The 16,012-nt window shown below is 64.9% G+C and carries 18 protein-coding genes; 5 read left to right on the top strand and 13 right to left on the bottom strand.

All coding sequences use genetic code 11. The features are described 5' to 3' along the window. The 6 genes from VFA16_RS12070 to fadD5 form a co-directional block, all read right to left on the bottom strand. Window positions 1–97, bottom strand: a 97-nt coding sequence (locus VFA16_RS12070; protein WP_324968037.1) for a hypothetical protein, incomplete at its 3' end; no start/stop codon positions are given. Further along, window positions 94–1,134, bottom strand: a complete 1,041-nt coding sequence (locus VFA16_RS12065) for a virulence factor Mce family protein (RefSeq protein ID WP_324968035.1) — start codon at window positions 1,132–1,134, stop codon at window positions 94–96. The genes VFA16_RS12065 and VFA16_RS12070, both read right to left, overlap by 4 nt. Further along, a complete protein-coding gene (locus tag VFA16_RS12060) occupies window positions 1,131–2,441 on the bottom strand; it encodes an MCE family protein (protein WP_324968034.1) in 1,311 nt (436 codons plus the stop codon). The genes VFA16_RS12065 and VFA16_RS12060 overlap by 4 nt, the downstream gene beginning before the upstream one ends. Before the next feature lie 5 nt (window positions 2,442–2,446). Continuing rightward, window positions 2,447–3,316, bottom strand: a complete 870-nt coding sequence (locus VFA16_RS12055; protein ID WP_324968033.1) for an ABC transporter permease — start codon at window positions 3,314–3,316, stop codon at window positions 2,447–2,449. A gap of 1 nt (window position 3,317) precedes the next feature. Further along, window positions 3,318–4,034, bottom strand: coding sequence for an MlaE family ABC transporter permease (locus tag VFA16_RS12050; RefSeq protein ID WP_414687704.1), 717 nt, complete (start codon window positions 4,032–4,034; stop codon window positions 3,318–3,320). Between the two features lie 304 nt (window positions 4,035–4,338). After that, window positions 4,339–5,967, bottom strand: coding sequence for a fatty-acid--CoA ligase FadD5 (gene fadD5 / locus VFA16_RS12045; RefSeq protein ID WP_324968036.1), 1,629 nt, complete (start codon window positions 5,965–5,967; stop codon window positions 4,339–4,341). Between the two features lie 129 nt (window positions 5,968–6,096). On the opposite strand from fadD5, the gene VFA16_RS12040 reads away from it, so the two are divergent. Beyond that, window positions 6,097–6,801, top strand: a complete 705-nt coding sequence (locus VFA16_RS12040) for a GntR family transcriptional regulator (RefSeq protein WP_324968031.1) — start codon at window positions 6,097–6,099, stop codon at window positions 6,799–6,801. Here the strand turns inward: VFA16_RS12040 and VFA16_RS12035 are convergent, their stop codons facing one another. Beyond that, a complete protein-coding gene (locus tag VFA16_RS12035; protein ID WP_324968030.1) occupies window positions 6,802–7,245 on the bottom strand; it encodes an SRPBCC family protein in 444 nt (147 codons plus the stop codon). 27 nt (window positions 7,246–7,272) lie between these two features. Then, window positions 7,273–7,743: a thioesterase family protein gene (locus VFA16_RS12030; RefSeq protein WP_324968029.1), complete on the bottom strand. Its 471-nt coding sequence runs from the start codon at window positions 7,741–7,743 to the stop codon at window positions 7,273–7,275. Between the two features lie 14 nt (window positions 7,744–7,757). Here VFA16_RS12030 and VFA16_RS12025 point away from each other — a divergent pair, with 14 nt between their 5' ends. Further along, window positions 7,758–8,867, top strand: a complete 1,110-nt coding sequence (locus tag VFA16_RS12025) for an alcohol dehydrogenase catalytic domain-containing protein (RefSeq protein ID WP_324968028.1) — start codon at window positions 7,758–7,760, stop codon at window positions 8,865–8,867. A gap of 5 nt (window positions 8,868–8,872) precedes the next feature. On the opposite strand, the gene VFA16_RS12020 is transcribed toward VFA16_RS12025, so the two are convergent. Beyond that, window positions 8,873–9,391 (bottom strand): hypothetical protein, encoded by a 519-nt coding sequence (locus VFA16_RS12020; protein ID WP_414687703.1) that lies wholly within the window; start codon window positions 9,389–9,391, stop codon window positions 8,873–8,875. A gap of 158 nt (window positions 9,392–9,549) precedes the next feature. Then, window positions 9,550–10,725 carry a CoA transferase gene (locus tag VFA16_RS12015; RefSeq protein ID WP_324968026.1) on the bottom strand — a complete coding sequence of 392 codons (1,176 nt, stop codon included), beginning with the start codon at window positions 10,723–10,725 and terminating at the stop codon, window positions 9,550–9,552. Between the two features lie 79 nt (window positions 10,726–10,804). Here VFA16_RS12015 and VFA16_RS12010 point away from each other — a divergent pair, with 79 nt between their 5' ends. Beyond that, complete coding sequence (locus VFA16_RS12010; RefSeq protein WP_324968025.1) at window positions 10,805–11,497, top strand: DUF427 domain-containing protein; 693 nt, start codon at window positions 10,805–10,807, stop codon at window positions 11,495–11,497. A gap of 15 nt (window positions 11,498–11,512) precedes the next feature. Here the strand turns inward: VFA16_RS12010 and VFA16_RS12005 are convergent, their stop codons facing one another. Continuing rightward, window positions 11,513–12,394, bottom strand: coding sequence for an acyl-CoA thioesterase (locus tag VFA16_RS12005; RefSeq protein WP_324968024.1), 882 nt, complete (start codon window positions 12,392–12,394; stop codon window positions 11,513–11,515). A gap of 38 nt (window positions 12,395–12,432) precedes the next feature. Beyond that, window positions 12,433–13,359 (bottom strand): LLM class F420-dependent oxidoreductase, encoded by a 927-nt coding sequence (locus VFA16_RS12000; protein ID WP_324968023.1) that lies wholly within the window; start codon window positions 13,357–13,359, stop codon window positions 12,433–12,435. Window positions 13,360–13,488: 129 nt separating this feature from the next. Between VFA16_RS12000 and VFA16_RS11995 the strand changes: the two genes are divergently transcribed. Together VFA16_RS11995 and VFA16_RS11990 are read left to right on the top strand one after the other, a co-directional pair. Further along, the gene (locus VFA16_RS11995; protein ID WP_324968022.1) at window positions 13,489–14,322 is read left to right on the top strand and encodes an SMP-30/gluconolactonase/LRE family protein; all 834 of its coding nucleotides are present in this window, start codon (window positions 13,489–13,491) and stop codon (window positions 14,320–14,322) included. Window positions 14,323–14,342: 20 nt separating this feature from the next. After that, window positions 14,343–15,152 (top strand): thioesterase family protein, encoded by an 810-nt coding sequence (locus tag VFA16_RS11990; protein ID WP_324968021.1) that lies wholly within the window; start codon window positions 14,343–14,345, stop codon window positions 15,150–15,152. 13 nt (window positions 15,153–15,165) lie between these two features. Here the strand turns inward: VFA16_RS11990 and VFA16_RS11985 are convergent, their stop codons facing one another. Beyond that, window positions 15,166–15,822, bottom strand: coding sequence for an SDR family NAD(P)-dependent oxidoreductase (locus tag VFA16_RS11985; protein WP_324968020.1), 657 nt, complete (start codon window positions 15,820–15,822; stop codon window positions 15,166–15,168). Window positions 15,823–16,012: the final 190 nt, after the last annotated feature.

Raw genomic sequence — 16,012 nt, 5'->3', positions numbered from 1 at the left:
CGCTGGTCATGGTTTGACCGAACGCCACGATCATCAGCACCACCACCAGACCCATGAGCCCGATGCGTAGCCGGTTGGGAGGCTCGAGCGTTCTCATTGCGGCGTGCACCTACCCGTCGGCTGCTGCCAAATCCTGACTGTGCGCACCGGACCACCGGGCTGCAACCCGTTCCACCTAATCGTGATGTCGCAGGCATAGAAGTTCACCCAGTCGCCGTAAAGGCCGATGGCACGCCCGATTTGGTTCAACGCGGGCGGTGTCCTGCGAATCTGGTCGTCGTACTTGTCAACGTTATCGATAATCGGTTGCTGAACGGCCTCTAGGTAGTTCAACTCCTTGTGCAGCAAAGCGCGGTTGTCGGCCAGCAGGTCAGCGACCGTTCCGGCAGCGTTGCTGATGTTCGCGGTACCGGCGGCCAGCGGGTCGGCGTGGTTCTTCAGCCCGGTGATCAGCTTCTCGAAGTTGTCGAGAGTCTGGTCGAACTGCTTGCGGTGTCTGGCCGTGGTGTCGAGCACGATGTTGAGGTTCTTGATCACCTCGCCGATCGCTTGATCACGCTCCGCGATATGGGAAGACAATTGCGCTGTCTGGTCAAGGATGTCGTTGATGGTCCCGCCTTGACCCTGGAACACGGTGATGATCGCCGACGCGATCGTGTTCACCTTTTCCGGATCGAGCGCCCGGAACAGCGGCTTGAAACCACCGATCAGCGCGTCGAGATCCAGGGCGGGGGAGGTGCGCGACAGCGGGATAAATCCTCCGGGAGGCAGCACCCGGTCGGCGCCCTCACCCTGGCCGCGCTTGAGTTCGACGTAGCGGTTGCCGATGAGATCCTGATAGCGGATCTGCGCGGTCGTGGACTGGTACAGCGGTATCCCCCGGTTGACATTGAAGTCCACCTGAACCCGCCGGCCGCCGTCAATCAACTTGACGTTTGTGACCTTGCCCACCTCTACTCCGGAGGCGCGGACGAACTGGCCATTGCGCAGCCCGCTGGCATTGCTGAACTCCGCGGTATAGCTGTTGGTCCGGTCGAAGCGCATCTGACCGAACACCACAATGATCAGCACAGTGAACAGCAGCAGCACCACCGCGATGATGCCGAGCCTGACAGCGGTACCAGTGATTTTCATGGGTTGATCGTGTTGTCCCCTACCTGGCGGCCCCATACGTACTCGATCGCGTACGGCGAGCCGACCTCGATGTGGTTATACGGTGCGACGCTGTTGCCGGTGTCCATCACCAGCTCGGGAGCGGGCCAGAAATCACGCGTGATTTTCTGCCAGCAGCCCGGTGCACCGCCCGGGCCGCCGTGAGCGTTCACCCGCGGCAGGTTCTCTGGGTAGACATAGGGGTTCGGTGCACCACCAATCAGCCCGACGAGCCCCAGGGCATTCATTGTGAGCAGGGTGCCGGTCAGGCCCGCAGGGGTCAATACGAATCCCAGCCCTGACAGCGCCTCGCTCTCGGTTCGCAGCGCATAGCCGCCGCGGCCGCCCAGACCTTGGAAGATCTTGGGTTCGACATCGTGATAGTTGCGAATCGTGCAGAACAGCTCCGGGCTGTACGTGTCGAGCAGCTTGGCGGTGGGAACCAGGTCCGCGGCTCCCCGCTCCAGATACGGTCCGCCCCTGCGGAAAATGTCTTCACCGGTGTTGCCTAACCCGGCCGCAGCCAGTAGGGCCTGATCCAGATCTTTTTCCTGGCGGTGCAGCGTGCGCGCCGTGATCACCGCGTTGTTGAGGAAGTCGAGCAGATCCGGTGCCGCATTGGCATAGGTGTCGCCGAGCGCCGCCAACTGCTGGATGTCGCGGCGAACTTGCGGCTGTTGAGGATTGACGTCGTCGAGGACTGAGTTGGCCTTGACCAACGACTGACCAAACTTGGAGCCCAGGCCGTTGAACGCCTGCGCGGCCGCGCTCAGCGTCAGGTTCACCTTGACCGGATCTACCTTTTCGGAGATCGACGTGATCGTCTGGAACAACGTGTTGATCTCCGTCGTCACCGACGTTGCGTCGATCACGTGCTGCGGTGTGATCCGCTGCGGGCTAGGGTTTTTCGGCGACGTCAACGCCACATACTTGTTGCCGAACACTGTGGTGGCCCTGATGCTGGCGTTCACGTTGGCCGGAATCAGATTGATGTACTTGGGATTCACGTTCAGCGTGAACTTCGCCGCGGGCTTGCCGTCATGCTGCACTTCGGAGATGTTGCCGACGCGGCCGATCTGGACGCCGTTATAGGTGACCGGGTTGCCGGGGTCCATCACCAAACCCGCCCGAGAAGACAACATGGTCAGCGGCGTCTTCGGTGTGAAATTGCCTCGGAACTGCCAGTACACCAGCCCCGTCACCACCAGGGCGAGCACCAAAGCCACCAGCCCCGCCGTCTTATACGGCGGGGTGCGAATAACGTTCTCTTTCCCTTGCGGATGCGTCATGGCGGTTACATCGTGAGGTTGAAGTTGGGGTTGACACCGTAGAGCGCCAACGCGGCAAACAGGGCAATGACCTGAACCGAAACCAGCGAGAACCGCATCGACCGGCCGACGGCCTCACCGACGCCGACCGGGCCGCCGCTGGCGGTGTAGCCGTAGTAGCAGTGCGTGAGCATCACCAGCCCGGCGATGATGATGGCCTCGACGAACGACCAAAGCACGTCCTCGGGACGCAGGAACGACCGGAAATAGTGGTCGTAAGTGCCCGACGGCTGGCCGTATAAGACCGTCGTGACGAGCTGCGGGGAGATGAACGACATCAGCATCGCCGCCGAATACAGCGGGATGATCACGATCAGACCGGCCATGGCGCGGGTGGACACCAAATACGCGATCGACTTGATGCCCATGACCTCGAGCGCGTCGATCTCCTCACTGATCCGCATGGCACCCAACTCGGCAGTCGCCCCGGCGCCCACTGTGGCCGCCAGGGCGACCCCGGTCACGACGGGGGCGGCGATGCGCACGTTGATCAGTGCGGCGAAAAAACCGGTGAACACGTCAAAACCGATGTAGCCCAGCGACGCAAAGCCCTGGATGGCCACGAGCGAGCTGCCGGACAGCGTCACGAAAGCGACGATCGCGACGGTGCCACCCACCACAGCCATGGCGCCGGTGCCCATGCCGATCTCGGCGATGAGCCGCAGCACCTCCTTGCGGTAATGACGCAGCACCCAGGCAAAGCCCATGCCGCCTTCGACCGCAAACCAGGCCATCTGCCCGACCCGGCCCAATTCGCGGCCCGCTGCGCCGCCGTAACGGCTGACGTTGCGAGTTGCTCGAGGAAACCGGGACCGCAGTACGTCGATCGTGGACATGTCAGCGCCCCGTTCCGAATCGGACACCGATGGTCGTCAGTATCACGTTGACCGCGTATAACGCGACCACACACAGCACCACGGTCTCGTTGACGGCCACCCCTAGTCCCTTGGAGCCACCTCGGACCGTCAGCCCGCGATAGCAGCCGACCAAGCCCGCGATAAGTCCGAAAACGGCGGCCTTGACGGTGGCGATGACGACTTCGGGCAAACCGGTGATCAAGGTCAGCGAACTGAGGTAGGCGCCACCCGACACGTTTTGCAGGTAGACGCCGAAGATGTAGCCGCCGACTAGGCCCACCATGATCACTAAGCCGTTCAGCAGGGTGGCGACGACGGTCGCCGCGAGGACCCGGGGCACGACCAGCCGGTGGATCGGGTCGATGCCGAGCACCTCCATCGCGTCAATCTCTTCCCGGATTGTGCGCGCACCCAGGTCGGCGCAGATGGCCGTCGAGCCCGCACCGGCCACCACCAGCACGGTGGTCAGCGGGCCGAGCTGGGTGACCGCGCCGATCGCCGCACCTGCGCCCGAGATGTCGGCAGCACCCGCTTGGGCCAGCAGCACGTTGAGCGTGAAGGTGAGCAGCACCGTCAAAGGAATGGAAACCGCGATGGTCGGCAAGATTCCGACTCGCATGATGAACCAGCACTGCAAGATGAACTCACGCCATTGCGGCGGCCAGTGAAAGAGCGCCTTGCCGGTGAGCACACACATACGGAAGAAGCCGCCGACGGTTAAGAGCGGCGGGCCTAGTTGGTCACGGACATAGTCGGTGAGCCGTGGCTGCTGCGTCGTCGTCACTACTGCCCCCTCACAATCCGACCGCGAGCCCCCGGGTGTAGCGGCGGTTCATGTCGCACGCCTCCTCCTTGCCCCGACCCTGGGTGGTGTGACCGCCGCCTCCCTACTCACAGGTAGTAAGAGAGACCACAGGACTGTACCCGATGCCCTGAGGGCCGCACATCGCAATCCGCACAATTGACCTTCCGTCGCAGCTATAGTGAAATTGTCGTTACCGTCAGTTACCTGTTCTCACTGGAGGACAGCTGTTTTCGGGGCCTGACCCGGGCTTCGGTGCGGCGCCGTAGCGTCGGCGAAGCTCGGTTTTGAGCACCTTTCCGGCCGGGTTGCGGGGCAGTGCCTCTACTATCTCCAGGCCCTTGGGATGCTTGTAGCGCGCTAGCCGGTCACTGAGGAATTCGTCAAGATCAGCGAGGCTCAACTGGCTTCGGGGGCCCACCGCTGCGACGGCAATCGGTACCTCTCCCCACTTCTCGTCCGCTCGTCCGATGACGGCGACTTCGACGATGGCGGGGTGGCTCGCGAGGACGTTTTCCACCTCGGCGCAGTAGATGTTCTCGCCGCCGGAGATGATCATGTCCTTTTTCCGGTCGACCACCCAGACGTAGCCCTCCTCGTCCATGCGCACGAGATCGCCGGAATGGAACCAGCCGCCGGCGAACGCCTCGGCGGTGGCTTCCGGGTTGTTCCAGTAGCCGCTCATCAAGGTGGGCGCGCGATAGACGATTTCGCCGACTTCGCCGACCGGTACGTCGTTCATGTTGTCGTCGACCACGCGGGCGGCGACCGTCGGAATCACCTTGCCGACCGATCCGCGCTTCCTGATGGCGTCCTCGCCAAGCAGCATGCAGGTGACCGGCGACATCTCGGTTTGGCCGAACGCCGCCAAAATTTGGGCGCCGGGGAAGGTTTCCGACATCTGCCGCAGCAGGGTGTCCGATGCCGGTGCGGCGCCCCACGAGATCACCCGCAACCGAAGGTCGCGCGGATTGGCCTGCTGTTCGGCGCATACCGCCTGCCACTGTGCGGGCACCAGGAAGATGCCGGTGACTTTCTCTGCCGCCAGCACATCCAGCAGCTGGCCGGGGTCGAACGCGCCCAACGGATGGATCACCGTCGGGATGCCGAGCAACATGCCGGTCAGCATGTTGCCGATTCCGGCGATGTGGAAGAACGGGACGCCGATGAACCCGACGTCGTTGACGTCGACACCGTGCGTGTAGAGCGCCGTCATCGTCTGGCCGGCGAGATTGGTGTGGGTCAGCACAGCGCCCTTCGGTCGGCCGGTGGTGCCGGAGGTGTACATGATCAGCGCCGGCGAGTCATTGGGGATGTCGACCGGTGGGCGCGGATCGCCGGTCTCGTTGACCAGGTCTTCATAACCCAGCAGGCCGTCCTCGGTAGCGCCACCGGCGACGACGATCGTGCTCAGGTTCGGCTCCATGTCCCGAACAGCGGTCGCCACCGTCGCCAGCACCGGCTCGGTGACCATCACGTGCGCTTCGCAGTCGCCGACCAGGAAGGCGACTTCGGTCGGGGTGAGCCGGAAGTTCACCGGGACCGCGATCGCGCCGATCATGTTGGCCGCCAGCACCGCTTCCATGAACTCCGGGCGGTTGAGCATCAGGATCATCACCCGATCGCCGAAGCCGACCCCTCGACGGCTCAGCGCATCGGCTAGCGCGGTCACGCGGCGCTGCAGTTGCCCCCAGGTCAGGGTGTTGCCCAGATATCTCAACGCCGGCGCCTGCGGCTGCATCAGCGCATGCCGCTCGAGTTGATTCACCCAGTTCTGCCGTCGCGAGAGGTAGGGCTGCTCGGTGGAGGCGGCCGTCTGCCCGGTCATCAGCGCGGTCAACTAGTGCTGTCCCTTCTCGCTACGCGGCTAGCGGGCGGGTTGATATTTGATCAAACATAGTGTTGTGTGGGTCACATTATGGCTTGACGCCCGCAAAGACAAGTCCCGAAAACCCTGGTGAACGCACCCCTCAAGGCATCCCCTTCCCGACAGCCGCGCAGCTGGCGTCCCCTCCGGCGGGCGCAGTTGTCCGATGAGGTCGCGGCGCATCTGCGTGCCGCGATCATGTCCGGCACGCTGCGTCCCGGCACGTTCATCCGGCTGGACGAGACCGCGGCCCAACTAGGAGTCAGCGTCACGCCGGTCCGCGAGGCGCTGCTCAAGCTCCGCGGCGAGGGCATGGTGCAGCTCGAACCGCACCGCGGCCACGTCGTGCTGCCGCTGACCCGCCAAGACATCGCCGACATTTTTTGGCTGCAGGCCACGATCGCCAAGGAGCTGGCCGCCACGGCCACCGATCTCATCACCGACGCCGATATCGACGAGCTCGACCACCTCAACGAGGAGCTGAACGCAGCTGTCGGATCCGGCGACACTGAAGCGATCGCGTCGGCGGAGTTCGCGTTTCACCGTGCCTTCAATCTGGCCAGCGGCCGGATCAAACTGGCGTGGTTTTTGCTGCATGCCGCGCGCTACATGCCCGCACTGGTCTATGCCGCCGACCCGGAGTGGGGTCCGGCAGCGGTGGATAATCACCGGCAGTTGATTAGTGCGCTGCGCCGCCGCGACACCGCTGCTGTCGTCGAGCACACCGCGTGGCAATTCACCGACGGAGCACGTCGGCTCACCCAGAAGCTGGAACGGACGGGGATCTGGCGCTAGTTAGGAGCTGGCGGCAAGCTGCTCGGCGCGCCGCTTGAGGTTTTCGGCCAGGTAGTCCAACACGTCGTTGACCATCTTCTTGACCATTGGGCTGGGCACCGACATCTCGGTCTCGACGTCCATGTCGACCGTTAGCAGCGATGTGGGGCCCATCTCCACCACGCTGAACAACTGCTCGTGCTTGGTGAAGTGGTCCCCCTGCTGCATGACCGTCTGAATCTGCGTCGGGCTCGGGTAGTACACCGCCTGAATGTAGGTGCCCTCGATGCCCTGCCAAGCCATGTCCAGGCGCAGCTGGCTGGGGCGCCCGTCGTCGTAGCGGGCCAGCACCCAGAGACCTTCGATCTCCTCGTTCCACTGGGGGTAGGACTCGAAGTCGGCGACGATGCCCATGATCGAGGCGCCGTCGGCGGCAACTTCGACCGTCTTGCTTACGAACGGCATTGGCCGAGCATACGTGCGACGACTCAGCTAACTGATGCAGGCGGTAGCCAGGAGCGCTCGAATGGCGTCGGGAATCGGTACCGGTTTGCGGCTGACCCGGTCGACGTAGACGTGAACCCAGTGCCCAAGCGCGGCGACCGCCTGCGGCTCGTCCCCGGCGAGTTCCTCGGCGGCCCGGAAGAGGCCGAGCCGATAGGTGACGCTGGTGCGCCCGAGCCGAGTCACCGCCAGCCCGACGACCAGCCGTTGTGGAAAGTGCAGTTCGGAGAAATAGCGACAGCCTGACTCGGCGACGATGCCTTGGGCCGGCATGGTCACCGGCTCCACTTCGATGTTGGTGTTGATCCAGCCGTTGATCGCGGTGTCGAACAGCTGGTAGTAGACCGCGTTGTTGAGATGGCCGAACATGTCGTTGTCAGCCCACCGGGTGAGCACCGGCCAGTGCACCGGAAAGTCGCGGCTGGTGAGGTTGTCGGGTGTAGGCGGGACCGACGTCATGGTTGTATTCCAACATGTTTCGAATTCGGGGCGCCGTGCTGGAGCAAATCGGACGGCCGCGCCCCTACGCGCGCTCGAAGCCGATCAATGTGGTCGAGCTGGATTTGGCACCGCCTGCCGCGGGCGAGCTTCTCGTTCAGATCGAAGCAGCCGGGGTATGTCATTCCGACTTGTCGGTGGTCGACGGCAACCGGGTGCGGCCGACGCCCATGCTGCTGGGTCACGAGGCGGCCGGTGTCGTCGAGCAGCTCGGCGACGGCGTTAGTGATGTCGCGGTCGGCCAGCGGGTGGTAATGGCGTTTTTGCCGCGCTGTGGGCGCTGCCCGGCCTGCGCCACCGAAGGGCTTACCCCGTGCGAACCGGGCAGCGCCGCCAACACTGCCGGCACTTTGCTCGGCGGCGGTATGCGGCTGAGCCGTGATGGCCAGCCGGTGTATCACCATCTCGGCGTGTCAGGGTTCGCGACTCGCGCCGTGGTCAACCGGGCAAGCGTCGTACCGGTGCCCGACGATGTGCCCCCTCCCGTTGCCGCGCTGCTCGGCTGCGCCGTGCTGACCGGCGGTGGAGCGGTGCTCAATGTCGGTGTCCCGCAACCCGGCCAGACGGTCGCGGTCGTCGGCCTCGGCGGGGTGGGCATGGCCGCGGTGCTGACCGCATTGGCCTACGACGATGTTCGGGTTGTCGGAGTCGACCAACTGCCGGAGAAGTTGGCGGCTGCCCGCGCCGCCGGCGCACACGAGGCCTATACACCGCAGCAGGCCGCCGAGGCCGGCGTCAAGGCCGCCGTGGCGATCGAGGCTGTCGGACACCCGGCCGCGTTGCAGACGGCGATCGACTTGACCGCACCGGGCGGTCGGACAATCACGGTCGGTCTGCCGCCACCCGACGCTCGGATCACCTTGTCGCCGTTGAAGTTAGTCGCCGAAGGGCGGTCGTTGATCGGCAGCTACCTGGGCTCGGCGGTGCCCAGCCGCGACATTCCCCGTTTTGTGGAGCTGTGGCGATCCGGCCGGCTACCGGTGGAATCGCTCGTGTCGTCGACGATCACTCTCGACGACATCAACGAGGCGATGGACCATCTGGCCGGCGGCGCCGCCATTCGGCAACTCATTACCTTCGACTAGCCTTCTCAGCGCCCGAGTGCATCGACCGGTACCAGATCTGAATGGATTGGCAAACACGTTTCCATGTCGCTGCGCAGTGTCTCGGTGGGGCCAACCGGCTGCGCTGAAAACCCCGCCGCGGCAAGCGCGTAACCCTTGAAAGTCCGCGCCGCTCCGCTCAGCACGTGCTGCACAGTGGTCGTCCGGCGTCCAACTGCCAACGGCCAACCGTCATCCCAGAGCGTGACTTCTGTGAGGCGGTGGGCCAGGGCCTCGGACACCAACTCGCGGACACGTGGGTCGGCTTCGAATACGTCAGCGCTGACGGCCAACCCCTGACCCAGCCACAGTGTGGTCGCGGCCGCGAAGTGCTCACCGAGGTCGTCAGCGTGTACGCCGAGGATCTGCAACGGCCGGGTATCACGGAGCTTCGGCAGGAGCACGCGCACGTCCCAGCCGGCCGCCGCCCGGTCATACAGCCATCCGCCGGCCGAGCGCACCACGTCGACGACGGTGGTCGCGACGACGTCGAGGCGATACTTCAGCACACCCCGGTAAGGATCGCTGAGTTGCTCCGTTGAGCACGGGTTGTGCACCTGGGTGGAGGTCGTCATCGCATCCCTTCGGCGTTTCCGGAATTGAGCACGCCGGGGTATAACCGGCCCACCCAGCGTGACAGTTTCGGGCGGATCTGTAAAGTCGGTCAGCTTCGACCAGCCCGGCGCGCCTTCACCTCGGCGAGGATTTCCTCAGTGTGTTCGCCGAGTTTTGGTGCGATGGACCGGGGCGTCCATGGGGTGCCGTGGAAATCCGCGGGCGTCGCGACCATCGAGACGGCTCCGTGTGCGTCCGGCACGTCGATCAGGCCGCCTGCGGCGTGGAACTGCGGGTCGGCGACGACGTCCTCGATCGAGTTGATCGGCGACCAGAAGAACTCCGGTTCGCCGGCGAAGATCTGCGCCCACTCGTCAAGCGGTTTGGTCGCGAAGATGTCGTCGAGTCGGGCGATGAGCTCCACGGCGTTGTGTGCGCGTGCGCGGGCGTCGGCAAAGCGTGGATCGGTCAGCCAATCCGGGTGTCCCACCACGCGGCAGAGTGCCGGCCAGTGCCGGTCGCCCTGCAAGCCGACGATCCAGAAGCGCCGCCCGTCGCCGGCGGTGTAGTTGTTCATGCACGGGTTGCCCATCGATTCGCGTTGTCCGACGGCGATGGTGCGACCCGTCATCAGGTAGGTGTTCAAGTCGAAGCTCACCGTGTAAGCGCCCTGGCGATACAGCGACGTGGTGACCAGCTGCCCCGTCCCCGTTCGGCCGCGGGCGATCAGTGCGGCGCAGATCGAGGCCGCGAGAGTCATGCCGGCCATGTGGTCACCCATGCCACCGCGTTGAAACGGCGGCGTTTCACCGGGACGGGTCAGCAGATGAGCCACTCCAGCGCGCGACCAGAACGCCGCGATGTCGTAGGCGGCCCGGTCGGCATCGGGACCGGTTTCACCGTAGCCGGTGATCAGCCCGTAGACCAGCCGGGGGAAGGCGGCCGCCACCGATTCGTAGTCCAATCCGAGGCGCCGCAGCGCGTCGAGCCGGATGTTCGTCACGAAAGCGTCTGCGCCACTGAGCAATTCGAATACAGTTGTGCGGCCGTCATCGCTGGTGAGGTCGAGGACGATGCTGCGCTTCGAGCGATTATCCATCTCGAACGGCGGATTCATCTCCAAGTCGAGCCCCAGCATGCGCCCAAACGCGCGCCCAGGATCGCCGGTCGGCGGCTCGATTTTGACGACGTCGGCACCCCAGTCGGCCAGGATGGCGCCGGCGGCCGGGCCGGCCACCCAGACACCGAGCTCGACGACTTTGACGCCTTCCAGTGGTCCAGCCATGGCCATACCCTGCCACGAACCATCGCTCGACGGTGTTTACAGCGCCGCCACGATTTGTAAGCTGAGGCGTGGAGGAACTATGAGCTTGGTCGCCGGGCGAGGCCCGCTGAGCAACGATCCCGCCGGGTGGTTCTCGCCACCGCTGCCCGACGACCCGGTATACGTCGAGCCCCATCCGCGGCGAGTCCAGGCGTTACGCAAAGGGCAGACGGTGATCGACACCGAGCAGGTGTTGCTGGTGCATCGACGGAATCATCCACTGAGCTACGCATTTCCAGCAGCGGAGGTTGACGGGCTACCCAACGAGCCTGTGCCCGAAGCACCCGGTTTCGTCCATGTGCCGTGGCATGCGGCCGACACGTGGCTGGAGGAGGGCCGCCAGCTCGTCCACTACCCGCCGAACCCATATCACCGGGTCGATTGCCGACCGACGAAGCGTCGCCTGCGCGTCCACATCGCCGGCACCACACTGGTCGACACCGACGACACCGTCATCGTTTTCGAGACCGCGCTGCCGCCTCGGCTCTACGTTCATCCATCGCGCGTCCGCACCGATCTGCTGCGGCAGACGAATACGTCGACCTATTGCAACTACAAGGGCGCAGCGACCTACTGGGCGGCCGTCATCGGCGACACCGTCGTCGACGACGTCGCCTGGAGCTACCCGGACCCGCCGCCGGAGAGCCTGGCGATCAAGGACTACTTCAGCTTCGACGAGACACGCGTCGACGTCGTCGCCGAGCTGCCGGCTGCGGCCTCACCTACCACATAAGGCTGTGCCCGCCGGCTACAGCCGTGCTTCGGCTTTGATCGCGGTGTCGGTCTGTCGCAGCGGCCGGATCAGCGCTTCCTGAGCGAACGACGCGATCATCTCACCTTCTTCGGTGTGCACCGTGCCGCGAACATACGACATGCCGGCCCCGACTTGGGTGCTCTCATGCGTATAGAGCAACCACCCGGTCCACGACACCGGCTCGTGGAAGCTGACCGAGATCGTCATCGGCGCGGTCGACACGGTCAGATGTGCCTGGCTGGTGCCGATGCCCTCGTGGGCGCGCATCGTGGTCGAGATTCCCAGGTGGCCAGTGAAATACGCGATCAGCGCCTTGGCCAGGTCGTCGCGAGTCGGGATCGGGTCGTAGTGCAGCCAGGCATACAGCTCCGGCGGCCCGACCTCGTCGGGGCTGTTGACATCGACGACGTCGACCAGCCGCACTTCGCGGCCGGCCATCGGCATCGGGGAGGGGTTCGCCTCAGCGGGTGGAGCCACGTCGGGACGAGGCAGATGGTGGGTGATGACATCGGGCGACGGGACGTCGGCCAGCGCGGTCACCGTGATGCAGCGCCGGCCGTTCTGCTGCACCGACACAACCGCGGTTGCGGTGGAGCGGCCCTCGTGCACGACGTCGATGTCGAATTCGACCGACGGACCGACCATGACGGCGCGGGCAAACACCGCGTGCACGGAACGCACCGACTTGTCCGGAAACCGTTTGGCCACTGCGACAATCGCTTGCGCCAGCACCTGGGTGCCTTCCACCACCTGCCGCTCGTCTTGGCCCGCGATCCCGGTCTCGCCGGTGAAGCGGCCGGCTTCGGCGGCCTGCACGTCGAACAAGTCAAGCAGGCCGGTAACCGACCAATGGGTCTGCTCAGATTCCGTGGTCACACAGGGAGGGTGACATTTCCGCCGAAACTTGTAAAGGCTTACGGTTGGCCCGCGTCGATCACCAGGGCCCGGAAACGGTCGATGGTTTCCAGCACGTGCACGAGGCTGTCGCCTGGCAAGCCGACCTGCACCCACGTGACGCCCAACGCGGCGAGCTTGTCGAGACCGGTCAGGTAGGCGTCGGCGTTGAAGTCGTCGCTTGCCGGTCTGCCGCCGTCGAAGTTGGTGAATACCACGTCGATTGCCGACCAATCCCGGCCCGCCGCGTCACAGCGGCGACGCAAATCCTCAATGGCGGTGGCGAGGCGCTCGATCGAGTCGATGGCCGCCGTTCGGGCGGTCTGGGCCAGCGCTGCCGGGGCAGGGAACGGACACCAGCCGTCGCCATGCTTGACCACCCGCTGGCGGGCCGCCCCAGTATTGCCGCCGATCCAGATCGGCGGATGCGGCTGGCTTACCGGCCGCGGATGCGCGGTGATCCCGCTGGCGCTGAAGTGCCGTCCCTCGAAGGAGAGGTCGTCGGTGGTCCACACCGCGCGGATCACTTCCAGCGCCTCGTCGAAGAGTTCGGCCCGTTCGCCGTAGTCGACTCCGAGGGCTGCGAACTCGCGTTTGAGGTAGCCGACGCCAACCGCCAGCGTGAACCGGCCGCCAGATAACAAATCCAGCGTCGCGCCGGATTTGGCCACCAGGAATGGGTTTCGATACGGCAACACCACGATGTTCGGGATCAGCCTTAGCGTGGCCGTGCGGGCGGCGGCGAAACCCATCGCCACGAACGGGTCCAGCGCGTCGTGACCGCCGGCCTCAAGCCACCGTTGCGTGGGAGCCGGGTGGTCGGTGAACCCGAATCCGTGGAAGCCGGCCGCTTCAGCGGCCGCAGCAACCGTCGAAATACCCTGCCCGCAAACTAATTCCGGATGATATGGATGGCTGTGCATGGGGTGGGTGATCGAGAAGTACATGCTCGCCGTTTCGCTGGTAGCGCAGTTTGCACCGAAACAGTACACGGTCGGTGGAACCTTCGTGACACTTGTCGGCTACTCTGTAAAGCTTCGGATGGCGTCGTCGCAGGAGGGGCAAGGACACATCGAATGTCGTTGACAGTTGACCAGCTGACGCCCCTAGCCGAGGGCTTCTGCTTTGGCGAAGGCCCGCGTTGGTTTGAGGGCCTGCTGTGGTTCTCCGACATGCTCGGCGAGGCGGTGCACACCGTCACTCTGGGCGGTTCGATGACGACCTTGCCGCTGCCCGGGCACAGCCCGTCCGGGTTGGGATTCCGGCCGGACGGCTCATTGCTGATCACATCAGCCGAAGACCGGCTGGTGTTGCGCTATGACGGCGACACCGTCACCACGATCGCCGATCTTGCCGACGCAGTACCCGCCGATCTCGGCGATATGGTCGTCGACTATGCCGGGCGTGCCTACATCGGATCCCAGGCCTTCCAAGGCGGCGTCATCGTGCGCCTCGATCCGGACAACTCGGTGACCGTCGTGGCCGAAGACCTTGACTTCCCCAACGGCATGGTGATCACGCCCGACCACCAGACCTTGATCCTGGCCGAGTCGATGGCACGACGGTTGACCGCCTTCCGGATCACTGAGGACGGCGCCCTCACCGACCGCCGGGTCTTCGCCGACGGGCTGGACGGCCCGCCCGACGGTATAGCGCTGGACGCCGACGGCGGGGTGTGGACGGCGATGACGCTGGAGCACCAGTTCGAGCGGATCACCGCAGGCGGCGTGGTAACGGACCGCATCGACATCGGCGAGCGGGCCGCCATCGCGTGTACGCTCGGCGGTCCCAGCCGACGCACCTTGTTTCTGTTGTCGAGCACGGAGGTTTATCCCAAGCGGCTCAAGGGAACTCGGCTGTCCCGGCTCGACGCCGTCACGGTCGAGATTCCCGGCGCAGGCCTGCCGTGATGCCGGTGAATGGCTGACCCATGACCGACTCGTACTACGAGCTGGTCGACGCTGCCGATCCGTTGGGCGAGAAGTTCAATGCAACCGATCTAGTGCGGAGCACGTGGTCGGCGGCGATCCAGCACGCAGCGCCGGTGTCGGCCCTGTTGGTGCGAGCGCTCGAGCGCTGTGCTCGCCGAGCCGACACCCGGCTAAGCCGCGTCGTCGTCGACTTGCTGGGTCCGGTTCCAGCCGAGGGCGACTTGTGGGTTCGATCGCGGATGGAACGGCCCGGCAAGCAGATCGAGTTGCTCCATGCCGAGATGCTGGGCCCTGGGCCAGACGGTCGGCCCAGGCCCGTCGCCAGGGCCAGCGGGTGGCGACTACTGCAGCTCGACACCGCGGATGTTGTGAACGCGGCCGCCCCGCCGCTCGGCCCGCTCACCCAAGGGCGCAGCCGCAACCTGGAAAAAGATTTCGACCGTAACTACGTGCACAGTCTGGATTGGCGGTGGCTCACCCCACCCCTTCACGCCGGGCCAGGCGAATCGTGGATCAAGCCCACTGTCGACCTCGTCAAGGGTGAGCCCATGTCTCCGCTCGAGCGACTCTTCGCGGTGGCTGATTGCGCCAATGGCATCGGGTCCAAACTCGACATCATCAAGTGGACTTTTCTCAACAACGACCTCGTCGTGCATGTGCACCGGATCCCGCACGGCGAGTGGATCGGTATTCGCGCCGAAACCAGTTACGGCCCAGACGGTATCGGAACGACCATCGGCGCGCTGTTCGACGAAAGCGGAGCTGTGGGCGGCATTCAGCAGTCGGTACTGGTGCGCCGCCGACCCTAGCCTTCGCCGAGCCCTATAGGACGAAAGCCGGCGGCTGATGTGAGATGACCTCGACAAGCCGCAGGCGCATCAACTCGCGCGTCCCGACCAGCGCGGCGATGACACATGCCACGTCGTCGGATGCCACCGGGCTGCCGGGTAGTCCGGACCGGACGATCGACGCCCGCACGCCGGTGCCGACGAATTCGGCTTCCAAGCCCGATAACCACGCGTCAAGCGGTCGCCCGCACGCCGCTGTCCTCGATGGCGTCGCGCCGGTGAGAATGTCCGGACTAACCAGGACCACGTCGCCGCGGCCATGTCCGATCATCGGCGGAATGACTTGTGCCGCAAGGTGTTGAGCGCCGATCACGTGGGTCTCGGTAGCCGACAGGCCAGCGTCAGTGACTAGTACGTCGACGCTACCGACGAGATAGCGCGCCGCCGACACGAAGCAATCGATCGACGAGGTGTCGGCGAGGTCGAGGTGGGCGGCGAACGCCGTCGCGCCCTCGGTCCGAAGACGAGTCGCCAACCGCTCACAGATATCGGGCCGACGGGTGCCCATCAAAACTAGATCGCCGCGCCGCGCCAAGCGGGCTGCCGTGGCCCGGCCAACCGGTGTCGATGCCGAGGTGAGCATGACGGCGCGAGGAGACCGAGCTTGCTCGGGAGCACCCGCTTCAGTCACGAGCGTCTAGGATTTGGTGGTCAGATACCTCAGCCGGCGGGAAGGCTCCGGCCAAGGACCAAGACAGTGGCACTAAAACAGCGTGACACTTCGACCAATGTTTGTAAAGTTTTGGACGTGAACCACCCGGCGACCACCGAGACCGACACTTCGACCCGGCAGCGGATCCTCGCGGCCACCGCCGAAGTGG

The organism is Mycobacterium sp. (assembly GCF_035653355.1).
In the GTDB taxonomy this organism is placed as follows: domain Bacteria; phylum Actinomycetota; class Actinomycetes; order Mycobacteriales; family Mycobacteriaceae; genus Mycobacterium.
This window is presented reverse-complemented; position numbering and strand designations above follow the sequence as displayed.